Genomic DNA, 20,125 nt, shown 5'->3' on the forward strand with positions numbered 1-20,125 from the left:
CCGGTCATCCCGGTGGAGAACACGGCCTCGCCGAAGGTCTCCCCCACAGCGCCGTAGGCACGGCCGCGGAAGATCCGACCGTCCTCCAGGACGAGTACGGCGGGAGCTTTGGCTGCTCCCCTGGTGGAGGTCGTCATCGTTCGGCGCCTTCCGTCGTGATGGATGAGTTCATGAGATTGATCGCTTCGACCCAGGCGGCGTGTTCGGCCGCGCGGTCCGAGCGGAATCCGGAGTCGATCAGCTTGTCGCCGTGCGCCCATGTGACGACGAGCAGACCGCCCTCGGTCAGTACCTTGCCCGCGATTCCCTTGTCGAGGCGGGCGCCGCGCAGCTGCGCGGCCGGTACGAAGAAGTCGGTGGCACCCGGTCGGACCACGTCCAGGCCCGCGTCGGTGAGCGTGAGCTCGACCCGACTGCGGACGCCCAGACCGTGGGCGACGATCCGGTCCAGCCACTGTCCGGCGGTGGTCGAGCCGTGGTACCGGCCGGTCAGGGCCAGCCGGTGCTCGGGAAGACCGTCCGGTGCGACGGGCAGCTCCGGCAGATCGCTCTGCAGTGCGCCGCGCCATTTCCAGCCCTGCCGCATCAGCCAGTACACGAACGCGATGAAGACGACCAGACCGATCACCCACGCGATGCGGGCGCCCCAGTCCGTCACCTCCGCCGACTGTCGCTCGGCAGCCTCTGCGGCCAGTTGGATTACTGCAGGTGTCACGCCAGTTTCCCGTCCACGACCGTTGCCCGGCCCCGCAGGAAGGTATGAGTGACGCGCCCCGGCAGCTCACGGCCCTCGTAAGGCGTGTTGCGGCTGCGGGAGGCGAAGTGTGCGGGGTCCACGACACCACGGTACGAGGTATCCACCAAGGTCAGGTTCGCGGGTTCACCTGCCGAGACGGGCCGGCCGTGGTTGTCGAGGCTTCCGATGCGCGCCGGAGCGAAGGACATGCGCTCCGCGACGCCGGCCCAGTCGAGCAGTCCGGTCTCGACCATCGTCTGCTGGACGACGGACAGCGCGGTCTCCAGGCCGACCATGCCCATGGCGGCGGCGGCCCACTCGCAGTCCTTGTCCTCGTGCGGGTGCGGGGCGTGGTCGGTGGCGACGATGTCGATCGTGCCGTCGGCGAGCGCCTCGCGCAGGGCCAGCACGTCGCGCTCGGTGCGCAGCGGCGGGTTGACCTTGTAGACCGCGTTGTACGAGCGGACGAGCTCGTCGGTGAGGAGCAGGTGGTGCGGGGTGACCTCGGCGGTGACGTCGATGCCGCGGGACTTGGCCCAGCGGACGATCTCGACGGAGCCGGCGGTGGAGAGGTGGCAGATGTGCACGCGGGAACCGACGTGCTCGGCGAGGAGGACGTCGCGGGCGATGATCGACTCCTCGGCCACGGCCGGCCAGCCGCCGAGGCCGAGCTCGGCCGAGACGATGCCCTCGTTCATCTGGGCACCCTCGGTGAGGCGGGGCTCCTGGGCGTGCTGGGCGACGACTCCGCCGAAGGCCTTCACGTACTCCAGGGCGCGACGCATGATCACGGCGTCGTCGACGCACTTGCCGTCGTCGGAGAAGACGGTCACGCGGGCGGCCGAGTCGTGCATGGCGCCCAGCTCGGAGAGCTGCTTGCCCTCCAGGCCGACGGTGACGGCGCCGATGGGCTGCACGTCGCAGTAGCCGGACTCCTTGCCCAGGCGCCACACCTGCTCGACGACGCCGGCGGTGTCGGCGACGGGGAAGGTGTTCGCCATGGCGAACACGGCGGTGAAGCCTCCGGAGGCGGCGGCGCGGGTGCCGGTGAGGACGGTCTCGGAGTCCTCGCGGCCGGGCTCGCGCAGGTGGGTGTGCAGGTCGACGAGGCCGGGGAGGAGGACCTGGCCCGCGGCCTCGATGACGGTCGCGCCTTCGGCGGACAGGCCCGTGCCGACCTCGGCGATGGTCTCGCCGTCGATCAGGACGTCCTGCGCCTCGCCACCGAGTACCTTCGCGCCACGGATAAGGATCTTGCTCATGGTTACTTGCTCTCCTCGGTACGGGCGGCGGTGGTGGTGACGGCGGGCTCGGAGCCCCCGAGCAGCAGGTACAGGACGGCCATCCGGGTGGAGACGCCGTTGGCGACCTGCTCGACGGCCGTGCAGCGGTCGGAGTCGGCGACCTGGGCGGTGATCTCCATGCCGCGGTTCATCGGGCCGGGGTGCATGACGATGGCGTGCTCGGGCATCCGGGCCATCCGCTCGCCGTCGAGCCCGTACCGGCGGGAGTACTCGCGCTCGGTCGGGAAGAAGGCGGCGTTCATGCGTTCGCGCTGCACACGCAGCATCATGACCGCGTCGGACTTCGGCAGCACCTCGTCGAGGTTGTACGAGACCTCGCAGGGCCAGCTCTCGACGCCGATCGGCACCAGTGTGGGCGGGGCCACCACGGTCACCTCGGCGCCCAGCGTGTGCAGCAGCAGGACGTTGGAGCGGGCGACCCGGCTGTGCAGGACGTCGCCCACGATGGTGATCCGGCGACCGGAGAGGTCCTTGCCGAGACCGGCGTCCCGACCGACGAGGCGTCGGCGCATGGTGAAGGCGTCCAGCAGGGCCTGGGTGGGGTGCTCGTGGGTGCCGTCACCGGCGTTGACCACGGCGGAGTCGATCCAGCCGGAGGTCGCGAGCCGGTAGGGGGCGCCGGAGGCGTGGTGGCGGATGACGACCGCGTCCGCGCCCATGGCCTCCAGGGTCAGCGCCGTGTCCTTCAGGGATTCGCCCTTGGAAACGGAGGAGCCCTTGGCGGAGAAGTTGATGACGTCGGCGGACAGCCGCTTGGCGGCGGCCTCGAACGAGATCCGGGTGCGGGTCGAGTCCTCGAAGAAGAGGTTGACGACCGTGAGGCCGCGCAGGGTGGGCAGCTTCTTGATCGGCCGGTCCGCGACGCGGGCCATCTCCTCGGCGGTGTCGAGGATCAGGACGGCGTCGTCGCGGGTGAGGTCGGCGGCCGAGATGAGGTGGCGCTTCATCTGGATGGCTCCGTAGGTCGGGAGGACGGGCGGGCTTGCGGGCACGCCGGGGTGCGGGCAGGACGGATCGCGGCACGGACCCGCTGTCGCGGGACCCGTGACCGGTGCGCGCTACTGCTGTACGGCTGCCTGGGCGGTCCGCTGGCCGAGCAGTACGGCGTCTCGGCCGTCCTCCTCCTGGAGCTGGACCTTGACGGTCTCCCGCAGCGACGTGGGGAGGTTCTTGCCGACGTAGTCGGCGCGGATGGGCAGCTCGCGGTGGCCGCGGTCGACGAGGACCGCGAGCTGCACGGCACGCGGGCGGCCGATCGCGCCGAGGGCGTCGAGGGCGGCGCGGATGGTGCGGCCGGAGAAGAGCACGTCGTCGACGAGGATCACGAGGCGACCGTCGATGTCGTCGCCGGGGATCTCCGTGCGGCCGATCGCCCGGGCGGGCTTCAGGCGCAGGTCGTCGCGGTACATGGTGATGTCGAGGGAGCCGACCGGGATCTTGGAGCCGGTGATCTCTTCGAGCTTCTCGGCCAGCCGGCGGGCGAGGAAGACACCGCGGGTCGGAATGCCGAGGAGGACCACGTCGTCGGCGCCCTTGGCGCGTTCGACGATCTCGTGGGCGATGCGCGTCAGGACCCGGGCGATGTCCTGGGCGTCCAGGACGGGGCGCATCGGGTTCTGGTCGGGCGGGGAAAGCTGGGTGTCCATGAAAAGGACCTCCTTCTCCGCCTCACGGGACGGACCTTAAAGGACGTCTGATGTACGTCGTCCACCGTAGCAGGGCCCGGTGCGGGGCCCCGCACCGGGCCCCGCGCGAACCCCTCGTCCGTGGGCGCCGCCGAGCATTCGGCTTGACGCATCCACGTAACGCTGCGTAACCTCACAGTGAGTTACCAGCCGCGCGGCGGAGCCGCACGTTGTCCAATGTCGTCACAGCGTCACAGCGTCCGGGAGCGTTATGTCCAGCGAATACGCCAAACAGCTCGGGGCCAAGCTCCGGGCCATCCGCACCCAGCAGGGCCTTTCCCTCCACGGTGTCGAGGAGAAGTCCCAGGGCCGGTGGAAGGCCGTGGTGGTCGGTTCCTACGAGCGCGGGGACCGCGCCGTGACCGTCCAGCGTCTTGCCGAACTGGCGGACTTCTACGGGGTGCCGGTGCAGGAGCTGCTTCCGGGTACGACTCCCGGCGGAGCCGCAGAGCCGCCGCCGAAGCTGCGTCTCGACCTGGAGCGCCTGGCGGGCGTACCCGCCGAGAAGGCCGGCCCGCTCCAGCGTTACGCCGCCACCATCCAGAGCCAGCGCGGCGACTACAACGGAAAGGTGCTGTCGATCCGCCAGGACGACCTGCGCACCCTGGCCGTCATCTACGACCAGTCGCCGTCGGTCCTGACCGAGCAGCTGATCAGCTGGGGCGTGCTGGACGCCGACGCGCGGCGCGCGGTGGCACACGAGGACATCTAGTCCCTCGGGGCCGTCCCGGCCCAGCAGAAACGTTTACCGGTGGGTGCCGGGTCCCGTTCGGGGCCCGGCACCCACCGGTTTTTTCACGTCCGTTTCCGGGCCGGGCGGCGGCCCCGACCCCGACGACAAACGGAAGGGCCCGCAGCGCGTTCGCTGCGGGCCCTTCCGTGAGCGCGGTGCCGCGCCTCAGCTCTCGCTGCGGCGCAGGTTCGGCTTGAGGTCCTTGAAGCGGCCGAGGAGCCCGTTCACGAAGGACGGCGAGTCGTCCGTGGAGAACTCCTTGGCCAGCTGGACGGCCTCGTCGATGGCCACGGCGTCCGGGGTCTCGTCGACCCAGATCAGCTCGTAGGCACCCAGCCGCAGGATGTTCCGGTCGACGACCGGCATGCGGTCGAGCTCCCAGTCCACGGCGTAGGTGATGATCAGATCGTCGATCCGGTTCACCTTTTCGGCGTAACCCTCGACGAGATCCATCGTGAAGGCGGCAACCGACGGCTGCCGGTCGTCCGACCGCGAGTGGCGGATCCAGTCCGCGAGGACCTCGCGCACGGGAACACCGCGCTGGTCGGCCTCGAAGAGGATCTGGAAAGCGCGCTTGCGCGCGTTGCTCCGGGCAGCCACGGTTAGCTGTTCACCCGGCCGAGGTAGGAGCTCGTGCGGGTGTCGACCTTGATCTTCTCGCCGGTGGTGACGAAGAGCGGGACCTGGATCTCGTGACCGGTCTCCAGCTTGGCGGGCTTGGTGCCGCCGGTGGAGCGGTCGCCCTGGACGCCCGGGTCGGTGTGCTCGATGACGAGCTCGACGGCGGCCGGCAGCTCGACGTAGAGCACCTCGCCCTCGTGCTGGGCCACCGAGGCGGTGAAGCCCTCGATCAGGAAGTTGGCGGCGTCGCCGACGGCCTTCTTGTCGACCATCAGCTGGTCGAAGGTGCTCATGTCCATGAAGACGAAGTACTCGCCGTCCATGTACGAGAACTGCATGTCACGGCGGTCGATGGTGGCCGTCTCGACCTTCGTGCCGGCGTTGAAGGTCTTGTCGACGACCTTGCCGGAGAGCACGTGCTTGAGCTTGGTGCGCACGAAGGCCGGGCCCTTGCCGGGCTTGACGTGCTGGAACTCGACGACGGACCAGAGCTGGTCACCGTCGAGCTTGAGCACCATGCCGTTCTTGAGGTCGTTCGTGGAAGCCACGGTTGCGGAATCTCCTGCACTGGAAGACCAAGGGTGCGCACCCACGGCCCGGCAACGCGGGCTAGAGCGCGAGCAGCTCCTTGGTCGTAATGGTGAGTAGCTCGGGACCGCCGTCCGCCTCGGGGCGCACGACGAGCGTGTCATCGATCCGGACACCTCCCCGGCCCGGGAGGTGAACCCCCGGTTCGACGGTGACCGGCACGCAAGCGTCCAGTTTACCCATTGCCGTAGGTGCAAGCTGCGGGTCCTCGTCGATTTCGAGACCGACCCCGTGTCCCATCCACCCGGCGAGGGCCTCGCCGTGCCCCGCGGAGTCCAGTACGGAGCGCGCCGCGCGGTCCACGTCGCGGTACGCGGCCCCCGGCAGCAGGGACTCCCGGCCGGCCCGCTGGGCGGCGAAGACGAGGTCGTAGAGCTCGATCTGCCAGTCGGCCGGGGTGGTGCCGATCACGAAGGTACGGCCGATCTCACACCGGTAGCCGCGGTAGTTCGCGCCCAGGCAGACGGAGAGGAAGTCGCCCTCCTCCACCCGCCGGTCGGACGGGCGGTGCCGGGAGCGCCCGGAGTGCGGGCCGGTGCCGACGGACGTCGGGAAGGCGGGCCCGTCGGCGCCGTGGTCGACGAGACGGCGTTCCAGCTCCAGCGCGAGGTGGCGTTCGGTACGACCCACGAGGATGGATTCCAGCAGCTCGCCGAGGGCCTGGTCGGCGATCTCGGCGGCGATCCGCAGGCAGGCGATCTCGTCCTCGTCCTTGACCAGGCGCTGCTGTTCCACGGCCGACCCGAGGTCGGCGAGACGCAGCCGGGGCGCGACGGAGTGCAGGGCGCGGTGCCTGCCGACGGTCAGGTGGTGCTCCTCGACGGCGAGGGACTCGGCCCGCACGGAGGCGGCCAGGTCGGCGGCGGCCACCGCCGGATCCGCGCCGGGGCTCGGCAGGACGGAGAGCCGCAGCTGTTCGTCCAGGCGGCCCTCGTCGGCCTCGCCGGTGGGGGCGCCCGCGCAGAACATCACGTCCTCGGTCGGTCCGACCAGCAGGACCGCGTCGAGCGGGGAGGCCCCGGCGAGGTAGCGGACGTTCGCCGGACGCGTGATCAGGGCGGCGGAGTTGCCCGCCGCTGCGCAGCGGTCGCGGAGCAGGCCCCTGCGGGCCGCGTACACGTCTGACATGTCTTCGAGCGTACGAGCGCACGGGCCATCCGGCCCGGCGAGCGCGTCCGCACGGGGCCGGGGGCGGCCTCCCCCGGCCGCCGTGCCGGTCCGCCCCGGGCGGCCGCGTTCCGGTCGGGCTACCAGCTTCCGGGGGTGGCCAGGGCCCGTGCGAGGGCCTCGTCGAGGGCGCGGGCGGTGCCCTCGACGTCGAGGTGGGAGTTGTCGATGATGGGCAGACCGGACCCGTACCAGCCGGCCATCCGGCCGTGGATGCGGGCGACCTCCTCGTCGGAGAGCCTGCGGTTGCCCGAGCGGGCGGCATTGCGGTCCAGGACGATCTCCAGGCCCGGCAGCAGCACCACGGGCAGCAACCCGGGGCCCACGTGCCGCTTCCAGCCGCCCAGGCCGACCACGGGTCGGTCGGGGAAGACGGCGTCGTCGAGGATGCAGGAGATGCCGTTGGCCAGGAAGTTGCGGGCGGCGAACCCGCAGGTGCGACGGGCGAGGCGGTACTGGGCCTCGGAGTGCTCGTTCCAGCCGGTCTGCGGGTCCGCGAAGCCCGAGCAGACCCATTCGCGGACGTCGTCGAGGCTGATGTGCGCGGTCGGCACCGGCCGGGTGCCCGCCCAGTGCCGGGCCACGGTCGTCTTGCCCGCGCCGGCCGGGCCGATGAGCAGCACCGCGAGGGTGGCCCCGCCCGTGCCGGGCGGGGGCGGGGCGGCCGGCGCCGGCACGGCCGGGGGCAGCGGGACGTGTCCCGTGGCGTCGGGGACCGGGGTGACCGGCCAGCCCTGCGCAGGGGGTATCGGCGGCTGCGGGGGTGCCGCCGGGTGTTGTCCCGGCGGACCCCAGCCCCCCACTCCGTGCTGCATCCGCGCCACTCCGTCTCGTTCAGGCGACTGATGCGAGAACGTTATCTCAGGCCGTGACCTCTTCGGCCAGCGCACGGAGCGCCAGCCGGTAGGAGCCCAGCCCGAAGCCCGCCACCGTACCCGTCGCCACGGCCGCGATGACCGAGGTGTGACGGAACTCCTCCCGGGCGTACGGGTTGGAGATGTGCACCTCGATGAGCGGTGCGGTCCGCTGGGCCGCGGCGTCGCGCATGGCGTACGAGTAGTGCGTGAAGGCGCCCGGGTTGATCACCACCGGGATCTTCCCGTCCGCCGCCTCGTGCAGCCAACGGACGAGCTCGCCCTCGTCGTTGGTCTCGCGGACCTCCACGTCGAAGCCGAGCTCCGCACCCAGGGTGCGGCAGCTCTCGACGAGTCCGGCGTACGAGGTGGCCCCGTAGACGTCGGGTTCGCGGGACCCGAGACGGCCCAGGTTCGGGCCGTTCAGGACGAGCACCGGCCGGCTCACGCCGCGACCTCGCCGAAGGCGGCGAAGAGCACGGCCGGGTCGGGGCCCTCCAGGACGGTCGGCTTGCCGAGTCCGTCGAGGACGATGAAGCGCAGCAGGTCGCCGCGGGACTTCTTGTCGAGCTTCATCGTCTCCAGCAGCTTGGGCCACTGGTCGCCGCGGTAGGTGAGCGGCAGGCCGACCGAGGCGAGGACCGCCTTGTGCCGGTCGGCCGTCGCGTCGTCGAGGCGTCCGGCGAGCCGGCCGAGTTCGGCGGCGAAGACCATGCCGACGGAGACCGCGGCGCCGTGGCGCCACTTGTAGCGCTCGTTCTTCTCGATGGCGTGCGCGAGGGTGTGGCCGTAGTTGAGGATCTCCCGCAGCCCGGCTTCCTTGAGGTCGCTGGAGACCACGTCGGCCTTGACCCGGATGGAGCGGACGATCAGCTCGGCGGTGTGCGCGCCGGCGGGCGTACGGGCCGCCTGCGGGTCCTCCTCGATCAGGTCGAGGATCACCGGGTCGGTGATGAAACCGGCCTTGATGATCTCGGCGAGGCCGCTGACGTAGTCGTTGACCGGCAGCGAGTCCAGCGCCGCCAGGTCGCAGAGCACGCCGGCCGGCGGGTGGAAGGCGCCGACGAGGTTCTTGCCCTCGGCCGTGTTGATGCCGGTCTTGCCGCCGACGGCCGCGTCGACCATCGCCAGGACCGTGGTCGGTACGGCGATCCAGCGCACCCCGCGCAGCCAGGAGGCCGCGACGAAGCCCGCGAGGTCGGTGGTGGCGCCGCCGCCCACGCCGACGATGACGTCGGTGCGGGTGAACCCGGACTGGCCGAGCGCCTTCCAGCAGTACGCGGCGACCTCGACGGTCTTGGCCTCCTCGGCGTTGGGCACCTGGATGGCGACGGCCTCGTAGCCCTGCGCCGCCAGGTCGTCCCGCAGCGCCTCACCGGTCGAGGCCAGCGCCTCGGGGTGGATCACCGCGACCCGCTGTGCCTTCGTGCCGATCAGGCTGCCCAGCTCGCCGAGCAGCTGCCGGCCGACCAGCACGTCGTACGCGTCGTGCCCGGCGCTCGCGCCGACGTTGATCCGCGTCACCTGGTCTGTCATACGTCCTTCAACTCCAGAGCGTCGAGGACCGCCTGGGCGACCTCTTCGGGGGTGCGGTCGTCGGTGGCCACCACGACGCGCGCGACTTCGGTGTACAGGGGGCGCCGGGCGTCCATCAGCTCGCGCCACTGGCGGCGCGGGTTGACGGCGAGCAGCGGTCGTGCGGCGCCGAGGCCGACGCGGCGCACGGCCTCCTCGACGTCCATCGACAGGTAGACGACGGGCAGTCCGGCGAGCAGGCCTCGCGTGCCCTCGTCGAGGACGGCGCCGCCGCCGAGGGCGAGGACTCCGGTGTGCTCGGCGACGGCGGCCGCGACGGCCCGCCGTTCCAGCTCGCGGAAGTACGGCTCGCCCTCGTCGACGAACAGGTCGGAGATCTCCCGGCCCTGGGCCGCGACGATGTCGGCGTCCGTGTCCCGGTAGGGGACGCCGAGCCGCTCGGCGAGCAGGCCCCCCACCGTGGACTTGCCGGACCCCATGGGGCCGACGAGGACGACCAGTGGTCCGCCCGTCACCGGATCTGCAGGTTGTCGAGGTAGGACCGGACGTTGCGGCGGGTCTCGGGCACCGAGTCGCCGCCGAACTTCTCGACGACGGCGTCGGCGAGGACCAGGGCGACCATGGCCTCGGCGACGATGCCGGCGGCCGGGACGGCACAGACGTCGGAGCGCTGGTGGTGTGCCACCGTCGCCTCACCGGTCGCGACGTCCACGGTGGCCAGCGCGCGCGGCACGGTCGCGATGGGCTTCATCGCGGCCCGGACGCGCAGCAGCTCGCCGGTGGTCAGACCGCCCTCGGTGCCGCCGGCGCGGCCGGAGGTCCGCTTGAGGCCCTCGGGGGTGGAGACGATCTCGTCGTGGGCCTTCGAACCGGGCACGCGGGCCAGGTCGAAGCCGTCGCCGACCTCGACGCCCTTGATGGCCTGGATGCCCATGAGGGCGGCCGCGAGGCGCGCGTCGAGGCGGCGGTCCCAGTGGACGTGCGAGCCGAGGCCGACGGGAACGCCGTAGGCGAGGACCTCGACGACGCCGCCGAGGGTGTCGCCGTCCTTGTGGGCCTGGTCGATCTCGGCGACCATCGCCTTGCTCGCGTCGGCGTCGAGGCAGCGCACCGGGTCCGCGTCGAGCCTGTCGACGTCGGCGGGGGTCGGGTAGACCCCGTACGGGGCCTTGGCGGCGGCGAGTTCCACCACGTGGGAGACGATCTCGATGCCGGCGACCTCCTTGATGAAGGAGCGGGCGACGGCGCCGAGGGCGACGCGGGCGGCGGTCTCACGGGCGCTCGCGCGCTCCAGGATCGGCCGGGCCTCGTCGAAGCCGTACTTCTGCATGCCCGCGAGGTCGGCGTGGCCGGGGCGCGGACGGGTGAGCGGCGCGTTGCGGCCGGTCTCCTTGAGCAGCGACGGGTCGACCGGGTCGGCCGACATCACGGTCTCCCACTTGGGCCACTCGGTGTTGCCGATCATGACCGCGATCGGGGAGCCCTGGGACAGGCCGTGACGGACGCCGCCGAGGAAGGTGATCTCGTCCTGCTCGAACTTCATCCGGGCACCGCGGCCATAGCCGAGCCGGCGCCGGGCCAGGTGATCGGCCACCAGCTCGGTGGTGACCGGGACGCCGGCGGGAAGACCCTCCAGCGTCGCGACCAGTGCCGGTCCGTGCGACTCTCCTGCGGTCAGCCAACGCAACCTGCTCAACGATGCTCCTCATGCTCGCGCCTGGCACAGCGATGGCGCGATCGGGTGCGCGGCCCTGACCCGCCGTACCCGATCCTCCCATGTCCGGAGGGATGTACCGGGCCCCGGTCCAGCTATCGGACGGCCCGTCCGCCTGGTGGGCCGTCGGTCGGGCACGCCGAAACGCCCGGTCCGGCCGGATCCGTCGGGCGGGAGCTACCGCTCGGCGAGGGCCCGCTCCCCCGCGGCGCGCATGGCGGCGAGCGGTCCGGGGCGCCCCGTCATCGCGCCGACCTGGAGCACCGCCTGGTGGACCAGCAGGTCCAGGCCGCCGACGACCTTGCCGTCGCGCGCCGACCAGGCCGCCGCCAGGGCGGTCGGCCAAGGGTCGTACAGCACGTCGAAGAGCGTCCCGGCGCCCTCGGGAACGGCCGCGGCCAGCGAGTCCGTCGTACCGGCCGGGGTGGTCGCGATGACCAGCGGCGCCGAGAGCGCCTCGGCCGCGTCCGACCAGTCGGCGGTGCGGACGGCCACGCCGAGCCGGTCGCCCCACCGGTGCATCTCCTCGGCCCGGGAGCGCGAGCGGACGTACGCGGTGACCTCGCCGGTGCAGATCCGGGAGAGGGCGGCCAGCGCCGAGGAGGCGGTGGCGCCCGCCCCGAGGACGGCCGCGGCGGGCACCTTCTCGACGCCCCGCTCGTGCAGGGCCGCGACGATGCCGGGGATGTCGGTGTTGTCGCCGAGGCGGCGGCCGTCCTCGGTCATCACGACGGTGTTGACCGCCTCCACCGAGGCCGCGGTGTCGCTGACACCGTCGAGGAGCGGGATGATCGCCCGCTTGAGCGGCATCGTCAGCGACAGCCCGGCCCACTCGGGGCCGAGGCCGCCCACGAACGCCGGGAGGGCGGCCTCGTCGATCTCGAATCGGTCGTACGACCAGCCGTCGAGGCCGAGCTCCCGGTAGGCGGCGCGGTGCAGCACCGGTGAGAGGGAGTGCTCGATGGGCGAACCCAGCACCGCGGCCCGTATCCGTGACATGTCGTGCCTATCCGCCGTTCTTCTGGTTCTGCCGCGCGAGGAACTCGTCCACCAGCTTCTGGTGCTCCTCGTAGGTCTTGGTGAAGGTCGTCGTCTTGCTGTCGACCGACACGAAGAACATCCAACCGCCGTGGTCGGGGTTGAGCGTGGCGTTCAGCGCTTCCTCGCCGGGGTTCCCGATCGGACCGGGGGGCAGGCCCTTGACGAAGTGCGTGTTGTAGGGGTTGTCGAGCGCCCTGGCTTCCTTGATGTTGAAGTTCAGGTGGCTGGTGCGCTTGATGTAGTTGTAGGTCGAGTCGAACTCGATCTTCTGGTTGGTGACGTCGTTCGTCTTCTTCAGACGGTTGTAGACGACCTCGGACATCTTCCGGAAGTCCTCGTGGTGCTTGCCCTCGGCGTTGACGAGGCTGGCGACCGTGATCACCTGGAGCGGGTTCTCCAGGCCGAGTTCCTTTGCCTTGCCCTCGACGCCCAGCTCGGTGTACTTGTCGGACGCGTTCTTGACCATCTGCCGGAGGATCGTCTCCGGCGTGCTGTCCTTGCCGATGTCGTAGCGCGCCGGGAAGAGGAAGCCCTCCAGCGGGTCGATGAGCTTCGGGTTGTTGCCGGCCCAGGCGGGCAGACCGAGGTTCTTGGCGTCGCGCTTGGCGATCTCCTCGGTGGTGCCGGCCTGCTTGCCGAGGCGTTTGTCGATCAGCTCGTAGACCTCGTAGGTCCGCTTGCCCTCCGGAACGGTGAGCACGTTCAGCTTGCTCGGGTCGAGCATGACGGTGACGGCGGCCGAGGCCGACATCTTCTTCTTCAGCGGGTAGACGCCCGGCTGGATCGCCTTGCCCTTGGCACCGGCGGCGGCCGTGAACGCGTCGACGCTCGCGACGATGCCGTTCTTCTTCAGGATGTTGCCGATCTGGGCGACGGTGGACCCCTGGGGGATCTCGACGTCGATCGTCTCGCCGCTGCCCTCGCCCGCGAAGTCGGCGGCCGTCGCGAACCGCTCCTTGATGTAGGAGTAGCCGTAGTAGCCGCCACCGCCGACCACGCCGACGATGACGACGGCCGCGATCAGGCAGGCCGTGCCGCTGCGCTTCTTCTCCTTGGTCTTCTTGCCGCCGCCCTTGCGGTCGCCCCGCCGGCCGCGCGGCTCGTCGTCGTCGCCACCGCCGCCCGCGGCGAGCGGCTCGGACTCGGGCTCCTCCTCCGGCTCGTCGACCGGATCGGGCTCCAGGTGCCGTCGACCCGGCGGCTGCGGCGGCGGGTAGGCGTCCTCGGTGGTGTACAGGTCGGGGGCCTCACCGGGGTAGCCGGCGACGGCCTGCTGCGCGTACGGGTCGGCCCCCGCGTAGGGGTCGGCCTGCACGGCGGCGACGTACTGGCCCTGACCGGTGTCCCAGCCCTGGGAGTCGTACACCGGCTGCTGGGGTTGTGCCTGCGGCTGGGCATCGGGGTGCTGCGGGGCGTAGCCCTGCTGCTGGTCGACGTACTGCGGGTACGGGGCGGCGTACTGCTGCTGGTACTGCGGGTCCTGGTACTGCGGGTCCGGGTACTGCTGCGGACCCCCCTGGAACTGCGGCACCTGCTCCTGGTACTGGTACTGGGGCACCTGCTCCTGGTACTGCGGCGCCTGCTGCTGCGGTGCGCCGCCGTACGGCACCTGGCCCTGCTGGGTCTGGTGCGCGGTCCACCCCTGGTCCCCGTAGAGGGGATCCTCGGGATGCCACGGTTCGGAGCCGCCGCCCCGGCCATACTCAGTCATCGGTCCCCTAGAGCCGCGAGACGAAGGCCACGGCTTTTCGTCGGCCGCGACACCCGGTTCCGCCTCTTTAGTGGTGGCGACGGCTGTTCGAATGCCGTCTCATTTCGCGGAACGTTACCGTATCGCGATCAGACAACCACTTCGACGCACTCACCGGGCGGATTACCTGATACCCGTTCGGTCTCAAGGGCGTTCTGCAGGATCACCACTGCGGCCGCCTGGTCGATGACCGAACGGCCTTTCTTGGCGTTCCTGCCGGAGGCCCGGAGCCCCTGGGCGGCGGTGACCGTGGTCATCCGCTCGTCCACCAGTCGGACCGTCACCGGTTTGATGCCCTTGGCCAGTTCGTTCGCGAAGGCGCGCACCTTGACCGCGGCCGGGCCCTCCCGCCCGCTGAGCGAGCGGGGAAGACCGACGACGACCTCCAGCGGTTCGTATTCCGCGACGAGCTGCCGCAGCCGCCTGTGGGCGGCCGGAACGTCCCGGCCCGGGACGGTTTCCACCGGTGTGGCCAGCACCCCGTCGGGGTCGCAGGACGCGACCCCGATACGGGCGTCACCGACGTCTACGGCCAGCCGGCGGCCGCGGCGCAGCGTCATCGTCAGGCCGTCTCGGCGACGAGGCGCTCGACGGCGCCGATGGCCTCCGGGACGGCGGCCGCGTTCTGGCCACCGCCCTGGGCGACGTCCGGCTTGCCGCCACCGCCGCCACCGAGGGTCTTGGCGGCAGCGCGCACCAGGTCACCGGCCTTGAGGCCGCGCTCGCGGGCCGCCTCGTTGGTGGCGATGACGGTCAGCGGGCGGTCGTTCGCCACGGTGAACAGGGCCACCACCGCCGGCCGGTCGCCCTGGATGCGGCCGCGCACGTCGAGGACGAGCTTGCGCAGGTCGTCGGCGCCGGTGCCGTCCGGCACCTGGCCGACGACGAGGGCGACGCCGTGGATGTCCTGGGCGTTCTGCGCCAGACCGGCGGCGGCCTGGAGGACCTTCTCCGCGCGGAACTTCTCGATCTCCTTCTCGGCGTCCTTCAGCTTGCCGAGCATGGAGGCGATCTTCTCCGGGAGCTCCTCGGGGCGGCCCTTGACCAGCTCCTGGAGCTGGGCGACGACCGTGTGCTCCTTGGCGAGGAAGTTGTACGCGTCCACGCCCACCAGGGCCTCGACGCGGCGCACGCCCGAACCGATGGAGGATTCGCCGAGCAGCTTCACCAGGCCCAGCTGGGCGGTGTTGCCGACGTGCGTACCGCCGCACAGCTCCTTGGAGAAGTCACCGATCGTGACGACGCGCACGCGCTCGCCGTACTTCTCGCCGAACTCGGCGATGGCGCCCTGCTTCTTCGCCTCGTCGATGCTCATGATCTCGGCGGTGACGTCGAGCTCGCGCGACAGCACGTCGTTGATCTTCTGCTCGACGTCGGTGAGGACCGAGCCGGGGACGGCGTTCGGCGAGCCGAAGTCGAAGCGGAAGCGGCCGGGCGAGTTCTCGGAGCCGGCCTGGGCGGCCGTCGGGCCGAGCGCGTCGCGCAGCGCCTGGTGCGTCAGGTGGGTGGCCGAGTGGGCGCGGGCGATGGCCCGGCGGCGGTGGATGTCGATGGCGGCGTACGCGGAGGCGCCGACCGTCACCTCGCCGACCTGGACGGAGCCCTTGTGCACGGAGACACCGGGGACCGGCTGCTGGACGTCGCGGATCTCGATCACGGCGCCGGAGTCGAGCCGGATCCGGCCCTGGTCGGCGAGCTGGCCGCCGCCCTCGGCGTAGAAGGGGGTGCGGTCGAGGACGACCTCGACCTCGTCGCCCTCGGTGGCGGCCGGCGAGGAGACGCCGTTGACCAGCAGGCCGACGATGGTGGACTCGCCCTGGGTGGTGGCGTAGCCGGTGAACTCGGTGGCGCCGGAGCCGTCGGCGATCTCACGGTAGGCGGACATGTCCGCGTGGCCGGTCTTCTTGGCCTTGGCGTCGGCCTTGGCGCGGTCGCGCTGCTCCTGCATGAGGCGGCGGAACCCGGGCTCGTCCACGGCGAGGCCCTGCTCGGCGGCCATCTCCAGGGTGAGGTCGATCGGGAAGCCCCAGGTGTCGTGGAGCAGGAACGCCTTGTCGCCGGAGAGGACGGTGCCGCCGGCGGCCTTGGTCTCCGACACGGCGGTGTCGAGGATGTTGGTGCCGCCCTTGACGGCCTTGAGGAAGGCGGCCTCCTCCGCGAGCGCGACGGTCTCGATGCGCTTGCGGTCGGTGATCAGCTCCGGGTACTGGGCGCCCATCGTGTCGATCACGACGCCGATGAGGTCCTGGACGACCGGGCCGGTGGCGCCCATGAGGCGCATGTTGCGGATGGCGCGGCGCATGATGCGGCGCAGGACGTAGCCGCGGCCCTCGTTGCCGGGGGTGACGCCGTCGCCGATGAGCATGGCGGAGGTCCGGATGTGGTCGGCGACCACGCGGAGCGAGACGTCGGTCCCCTGGGCGCCGCCGTAGCGCACGCCGGTCAGCTCGGTGGCCTTGTCCATGACCACGCGCAGGGTGTCGGTCTCGTACATGTTCTGCACGCCCTGCAGGATCATGGCGAGACGTTCCAGGCCGAGGCCGGTGTCGATGTTCTTCGACGGCAGGTCGCCGAGGATCGGGAAGTCCTCCTTCCCGTCGCCCGCGCCGCGCTCGTACTGCATGAAGACCAGGTTCCAGATCTCCACGTAGCGCTCGTCGTTGACGGCGGGGCCGCCCTCGACGCCGAACTCCGGACCGCGGTCGTAGTTGATCTCCGAGCACGGGCCGCAGGGGCCGGGGACGCCCATGGACCAGAAGTTGTCCTTCTTGCCCAGGCGCTGGATGCGCTCGGCGGGGACGCCGATGACGTCGCGCCAGATCTGCTCGGCCTCGTCGTCGTCGAGGTAGACGGTGATCCAGAGCTTCTCGGGGTCCAGGCCGTAGCCGCCGTCCGCCACGGAGCTGGTGAGCAGCTCCCAGGCGTACTTGATGGCGCCTTCCTTGAAGTAGTCCCCGAAGGAGAAGTTGCCGCACATCTGGAAGAACGTGCCGTGGCGGGTGGTCTTGCCGACCTCTTCGATGTCCGGGGTGCGGACGCACTTCTGCACGCTGGTGAGCGTGGGGGCGGGCGGCTTGACCTCACCCAGGAAGTACGGCTTGAACGGCACCATGCCCGCGGGCACCAGCAGCAGAGTCGGGTCGTCCGCGATGAGCGACGCCGAAGGGACAACGGCGTGACCGCGCTCCTCGAAGAAGCTCAGCCAGCGGCGGCGGATTTCAGCCGACTCCATCAGTGGTCCTCATTCCGGTTGTACGCAACCGCCGAGCGGTTGGTTCGGTGGGTGTTCTTGTCGTGCTCGATGGCCCGCAGCCGTCGCGGCCCGGGGAGGGCGGTGACGTTGCCGGGCCGATCGGGGTCCTGGGTCAACCCCAGTGCGTCGTTCAGCTCGTCCTCGCGCTGCGTCATTCCCGCCTTGACGTCGAGGGCGAAGTCCTTGAGGCGGTGACCCGCCTCCACCGCCTTGTCGGCGGCCTGCGCGGCGAGGCTCTCCGGCGTCAGCTTCTTGAGCTGACGATTGACCTTGGTGGTGGCCCACACGCCGGCGGCGGCGCCTGCGGTGAACCAGAAGGCTCGGCGGAACATCGGCGGTCTCAGCCCTTCTGCTTCCGGCGGCGGGGCGTCGGCACGGTGCGGCCGACGATCACGGTGCGCCGGGACGTCTTCTGCGGGTCGCGGCCGGTCGCCGCCCCGTCCGTGCGGCCGAGGGCCCGGCGGACGCCGTACCCGAAGGCCGCGACCTTGACCAGCGGCCCGCCGAAGGTGGAGGCCACGGTGGAGGACAGGGCGGAGGCGTTGGAGGTGACCTCCTGCACGTCGCTGGCGATGGCGTCGACCCGGTCGATCTGGGTGCGCGCGGAGCGGACGGTGGTGGAGGCGTCCGCGAGCAGCGGCACGGCCTGCTCCGTGACGTCGGCCACCAGCTTCGTCGTCACCTTCAGGACCTGGGCGAGCCTCACCAGTACGACGGCGAGGAAGGAGACCAGGATGGCCCAGAAGACGGCCACGAGGATCCCGGCCACCTCTCCACCGGACACGATGCACCGCTCCCTGAATCTGAAAACCTACGGAGAAAGTCTCCTCCGACCCTATCGCGCCGGAGATCCGCCGCAGTACCGGAATTCGGGGGCGGGCGTGATCGCCTTGTACGCAGCGCGCCCGGACCAGTACCCTCCGTGTCCCATGCGACAGAGACCCTTCCGAATCAGGACCCGGGGCAATCTTCCCTCGGAGCTCAGCGGGTTCGTCGGGCGGGGTGGCGAACTGGCCCGACTGGGGCGGCTCCTGGATTCCGCGCGGCTGGTGACGGTCACCGGGGTGGGCGGGGTCGGCAAGTCCAGGCTGGCCCTGGCGGCGGCCCGCGCGGCAGCCGGCGGGACACCGGACGGGTCCGGTGAGGGGTCGGGGTGGGGGTCGCAGGAACGCTACTTCGACGGGGTCTGGCTGGCCGAGCTGTCCTCGGTCCGCGATCCGGCGCTGCTGGAGTTCACCCTCGCCGAGGCGCTCGGGCTGACGGACCACACCACCCGGCCGCCCCGGACCGTCCTGGCGGAGCACCTGGCGGGACGACGGCTGCTGCTGGTCGTGGACGGATTCGAGCAGTTGGTCGAGGAGACGGCCGAGCTGCTGGCGGAGCTGCTGCGCCGCTCCCCCGGCCTGCGGGTGCTGGCGGCGGGCCGGCGCACGCTCGGCGTGGAGGGCGAGCAGGTGTTCCCGCTGGCCCCGCTGGAGCCCGCCGGGGCCCTGGAGCTGCTGGTCGGGCGGGCGGCCGCCGCCGACCCGGCCTTCGCCGTGACGGAGGCGAACCGACCCCTGTTGATCGAGCTGTGCGCCCGGCTCGACGGCATCCCGCTGGCCCTGGAGCTGGCGGCGGGCCGGCTGCGGGCCCTGTCTCCCGCCCAGGTGCTCGCCCGGCTGGAGGACCGCTTCGCGCTGTTGACCGGCGGCGCGCGCGGGGCGGCGCCCCGGCACCGGGCGCTGCGGACGGCGATCGGGTGGAGCCACGAGCTGTGCGCCCCCGCCGAGCGGCTGCTGTGGGCCCGGCTGTCGGTCTTCGCCGGGCAGTTCGACCTGGACGCCGCCGAGTACGTGTGCGCGGGCCCCGACCTGCCGGTGGACTCCGTGCTCGACGTGGTCGGGGAGCTCCTCGCGCAGTCCCTGCTGGTCCGGGAGGAGACCCCGGCAGGGGTGCGCTACCGGATGCTGGAGACCGTACGGCTGTACGGGGCGGGCTGGCTGGAGTCCCAGGGTGACGCCACCCGCCTGCGGCGGCGCCACCGGGACTGGTACATGGGACTGGCCACCTGGTGCGAGCTGGATTGGTTCAGTCCGCGCCAACAGGAGGTGGCGGCCCTCGTGGAGGCGGAGCTGCCCAACCTGCGCCTCGCCCTGGAGTGCTGCCTGGACGAGCCGGAGGAACTGCACCTGGGCCAGTACCTGGCCGGCACCCTCTGGTTCTACTGGGCGGGGTGCGGCCGGCTGACGGAGGGCCGCCACTGGCTGGACCGGACCCTGGAGCCCGTCCCGGGCGACGGGCAGGACGAGTACGAGGGCTCCCGGCTCAAGGCGCTGTGGGTGCTCGGCTACGTGGCGGCGTTGCAGGGCGACGCGGTGGCGTCGATGAGCGCTCTCCACGAGTGCCGCGACGGCGCGCAGCGGACGGGGAACCGGGTGGCGGCGGCGTACGCGGTGCACCGGATGGGCTGCCTCGCCCTGGTCTCGGACGACATGGCGCGGGCCGGGGAGCTGCTGGGCTCGGCGCTGGACCTGTACCGGGAGGCCGGGGAGCTGAACAGCAACGTGCTGATGTGCCAGGTGGAGCTGGCGATGGCGATGGCGTTCCGGGGCGAGCTCGCGGGCGCGGCCACGCTGTGCGAGGAGGTCCGGGAGATCTGCGAGGACCGCGGGGAACTCTGGACGAAGGCGTACGCCCTGTACGTGTTGGCGTACGCGGCGCTGGACGCCGGGGACACGGCGAGCGCCCGGCGGCTGCTGACCGAGTGCGTGACCGTCAACCACGCGTTCCGGGACCTGGTGGGGCTGGTGCTGGCGGTGGAGCTGCTGGCCCTGGTCACGGTCAGCGAGGGCAGGCCCTCGGAGGCGGCGGTGCTCCAGGGCGCGGCGGAGCCGATGTGGGGCGGGGTCGGGCTGCGGTTGTTCGGCTCGGGGTACTTCAACGCGCCCCGGCTGATGTGTCAGGAGCGGGCCGGTGAGGCACTGGGTCCCGAGCGGTACGCGGCGCACGCCGCCGAGGGGCGGCAGCTGAGCGTGGACGCCCTGGTCCTGCGGGCGCGCTGGGTGCCCGGCCGGGAGGGGGGCCCGAGAACGGGAAAACCCGCCGCCCCCCGGAGGGGACGACGGGTTGACACCAGCCTGTGAGGGCTACGCCTGCCGACG

General features: G+C 71.5%; 21 protein-coding genes. 2 read left to right on the top strand and 19 right to left on the bottom strand.

The annotated features are described in order from the left end of the window. The 5 genes from ACFVS6_RS24890 to pyrR form a co-directional block, all read right to left on the bottom strand. Positions 1-137, bottom strand: a 137-nt coding sequence (locus tag ACFVS6_RS24890; protein ID WP_381633750.1) for a carbamoyl-phosphate synthase domain-containing protein, incomplete at its 3' end; no start/stop codon positions are given. Beyond that, a complete protein-coding gene (locus ACFVS6_RS24895; RefSeq protein ID WP_389707012.1) occupies positions 134-715 on the bottom strand; it encodes a hypothetical protein in 582 nt (193 codons plus the stop codon). The genes ACFVS6_RS24890 and ACFVS6_RS24895, both read right to left, overlap by 4 nt. Beyond that, complete coding sequence (locus ACFVS6_RS24900; RefSeq protein WP_281205775.1) at positions 712-1,998, bottom strand: dihydroorotase; 1,287 nt, start codon at positions 1,996-1,998, stop codon at positions 712-714. Before ACFVS6_RS24900 ends, ACFVS6_RS24895 begins: the two co-directional genes overlap by 4 nt. Positions 1,999-2,000: 2 nt before the next feature. Then, on the bottom strand, positions 2,001-2,987 hold the full coding sequence (locus tag ACFVS6_RS24905) for an aspartate carbamoyltransferase catalytic subunit (RefSeq protein ID WP_281205776.1): 987 nt from the start codon (positions 2,985-2,987) through the stop codon (positions 2,001-2,003). Between the two features lie 111 nt (positions 2,988-3,098). Then, on the bottom strand, positions 3,099-3,686 hold the full coding sequence (gene pyrR, locus ACFVS6_RS24910; protein ID WP_389707015.1) for a bifunctional pyr operon transcriptional regulator/uracil phosphoribosyltransferase PyrR: 588 nt from the start codon (positions 3,684-3,686) through the stop codon (positions 3,099-3,101). A 250-nt stretch (positions 3,687-3,936) separates the two neighbouring features. Here pyrR and bldD point away from each other — a divergent pair, with 250 nt between their 5' ends. Next, positions 3,937-4,437 (top strand): transcriptional regulator BldD, encoded by a 501-nt coding sequence (gene bldD / locus ACFVS6_RS24915; protein WP_007263032.1) that lies wholly within the window; start codon positions 3,937-3,939, stop codon positions 4,435-4,437. 186 nt (positions 4,438-4,623) lie between these two features. On the opposite strand, the gene nusB is transcribed toward bldD, so the two are convergent. From nusB to ACFVS6_RS24985, 14 genes are all read right to left on the bottom strand, one after another. Beyond that, complete coding sequence (nusB, locus tag ACFVS6_RS24920; protein WP_389707017.1) at positions 4,624-5,058, bottom strand: transcription antitermination factor NusB; 435 nt, start codon at positions 5,056-5,058, stop codon at positions 4,624-4,626. A 2-nt stretch (positions 5,059-5,060) separates the two neighbouring features. Continuing rightward, positions 5,061-5,627, bottom strand: coding sequence for an elongation factor P (gene efp, locus ACFVS6_RS24925; protein ID WP_281205779.1), 567 nt, complete (start codon positions 5,625-5,627; stop codon positions 5,061-5,063). Positions 5,628-5,688: 61 nt separating this feature from the next. Beyond that, a complete protein-coding gene (locus ACFVS6_RS24930; RefSeq protein ID WP_389707018.1) occupies positions 5,689-6,795 on the bottom strand; it encodes an aminopeptidase P family protein in 1,107 nt (368 codons plus the stop codon). Between the two features lie 119 nt (positions 6,796-6,914). Further along, entirely contained in the window at positions 6,915-7,649 is a 735-nt protein-coding gene (locus tag ACFVS6_RS24935; protein ID WP_389707020.1) for an AAA family ATPase, read from the bottom strand. Positions 7,650-7,695: 46 nt separating this feature from the next. Continuing rightward, entirely contained in the window at positions 7,696-8,136 is a 441-nt protein-coding gene (aroQ, locus tag ACFVS6_RS24940) for a type II 3-dehydroquinate dehydratase (RefSeq protein ID WP_344159399.1), read from the bottom strand. After that, a complete protein-coding gene (aroB, locus tag ACFVS6_RS24945; RefSeq protein WP_389707022.1) occupies positions 8,133-9,224 on the bottom strand; it encodes a 3-dehydroquinate synthase in 1,092 nt (363 codons plus the stop codon). The genes aroQ and aroB overlap by 4 nt, the downstream gene beginning before the upstream one ends. Continuing rightward, positions 9,221-9,739 (bottom strand): shikimate kinase, encoded by a 519-nt coding sequence (locus tag ACFVS6_RS24950; protein WP_389707024.1) that lies wholly within the window; start codon positions 9,737-9,739, stop codon positions 9,221-9,223. The genes aroB and ACFVS6_RS24950 overlap by 4 nt, the downstream gene beginning before the upstream one ends. Beyond that, a complete protein-coding gene (gene aroC, locus ACFVS6_RS24955) occupies positions 9,736-10,920 on the bottom strand; it encodes a chorismate synthase (protein WP_389707025.1) in 1,185 nt (394 codons plus the stop codon). The genes ACFVS6_RS24950 and aroC overlap by 4 nt, the downstream gene beginning before the upstream one ends. A gap of 195 nt (positions 10,921-11,115) precedes the next feature. Continuing rightward, on the bottom strand, positions 11,116-11,937 hold the full coding sequence (locus tag ACFVS6_RS24960; protein WP_389707027.1) for a shikimate dehydrogenase: 822 nt from the start codon (positions 11,935-11,937) through the stop codon (positions 11,116-11,118). Between the two features lie 7 nt (positions 11,938-11,944). Further along, positions 11,945-13,690, bottom strand: a complete 1,746-nt coding sequence (mltG, locus tag ACFVS6_RS24965) for an endolytic transglycosylase MltG (RefSeq protein ID WP_389707028.1) — start codon at positions 13,688-13,690, stop codon at positions 11,945-11,947. A 128-nt stretch (positions 13,691-13,818) separates the two neighbouring features. Further along, positions 13,819-14,289, bottom strand: coding sequence for a Holliday junction resolvase RuvX (ruvX, locus tag ACFVS6_RS24970; protein ID WP_389707029.1), 471 nt, complete (start codon positions 14,287-14,289; stop codon positions 13,819-13,821). 2 nt (positions 14,290-14,291) lie between these two features. Beyond that, the gene (gene alaS, locus ACFVS6_RS24975; RefSeq protein WP_389707030.1) at positions 14,292-16,961 is read right to left on the bottom strand and encodes an alanine--tRNA ligase; all 2,670 of its coding nucleotides are present in this window, start codon (positions 16,959-16,961) and stop codon (positions 14,292-14,294) included. Beyond that, positions 16,961-17,314 carry a DUF6167 family protein gene (locus tag ACFVS6_RS24980; protein ID WP_389707032.1) on the bottom strand — a complete coding sequence of 118 codons (354 nt, stop codon included), beginning with the start codon at positions 17,312-17,314 and terminating at the stop codon, positions 16,961-16,963. The genes alaS and ACFVS6_RS24980 overlap by 1 nt, the downstream gene beginning before the upstream one ends. 8 nt (positions 17,315-17,322) lie before the next feature. Then, positions 17,323-17,766 (bottom strand): DUF948 domain-containing protein, encoded by a 444-nt coding sequence (locus ACFVS6_RS24985; protein ID WP_389707034.1) that lies wholly within the window; start codon positions 17,764-17,766, stop codon positions 17,323-17,325. Positions 17,767-17,911: 145 nt separating this feature from the next. Here ACFVS6_RS24985 and ACFVS6_RS24990 point away from each other — a divergent pair, with 145 nt between their 5' ends. Then, positions 17,912-20,107, top strand: a complete 2,196-nt coding sequence (locus ACFVS6_RS24990; RefSeq protein ID WP_389707035.1) for an ATP-binding protein — start codon at positions 17,912-17,914, stop codon at positions 20,105-20,107. The last annotated feature ends 18 nt before the right edge of the window (positions 20,108-20,125 follow it).

It is taken from the genome of Streptomyces sp. NPDC057939 (assembly GCF_042887545.1).
Classification (GTDB): Bacteria; Actinomycetota; Actinomycetes; order Streptomycetales; family Streptomycetaceae; genus Streptomyces.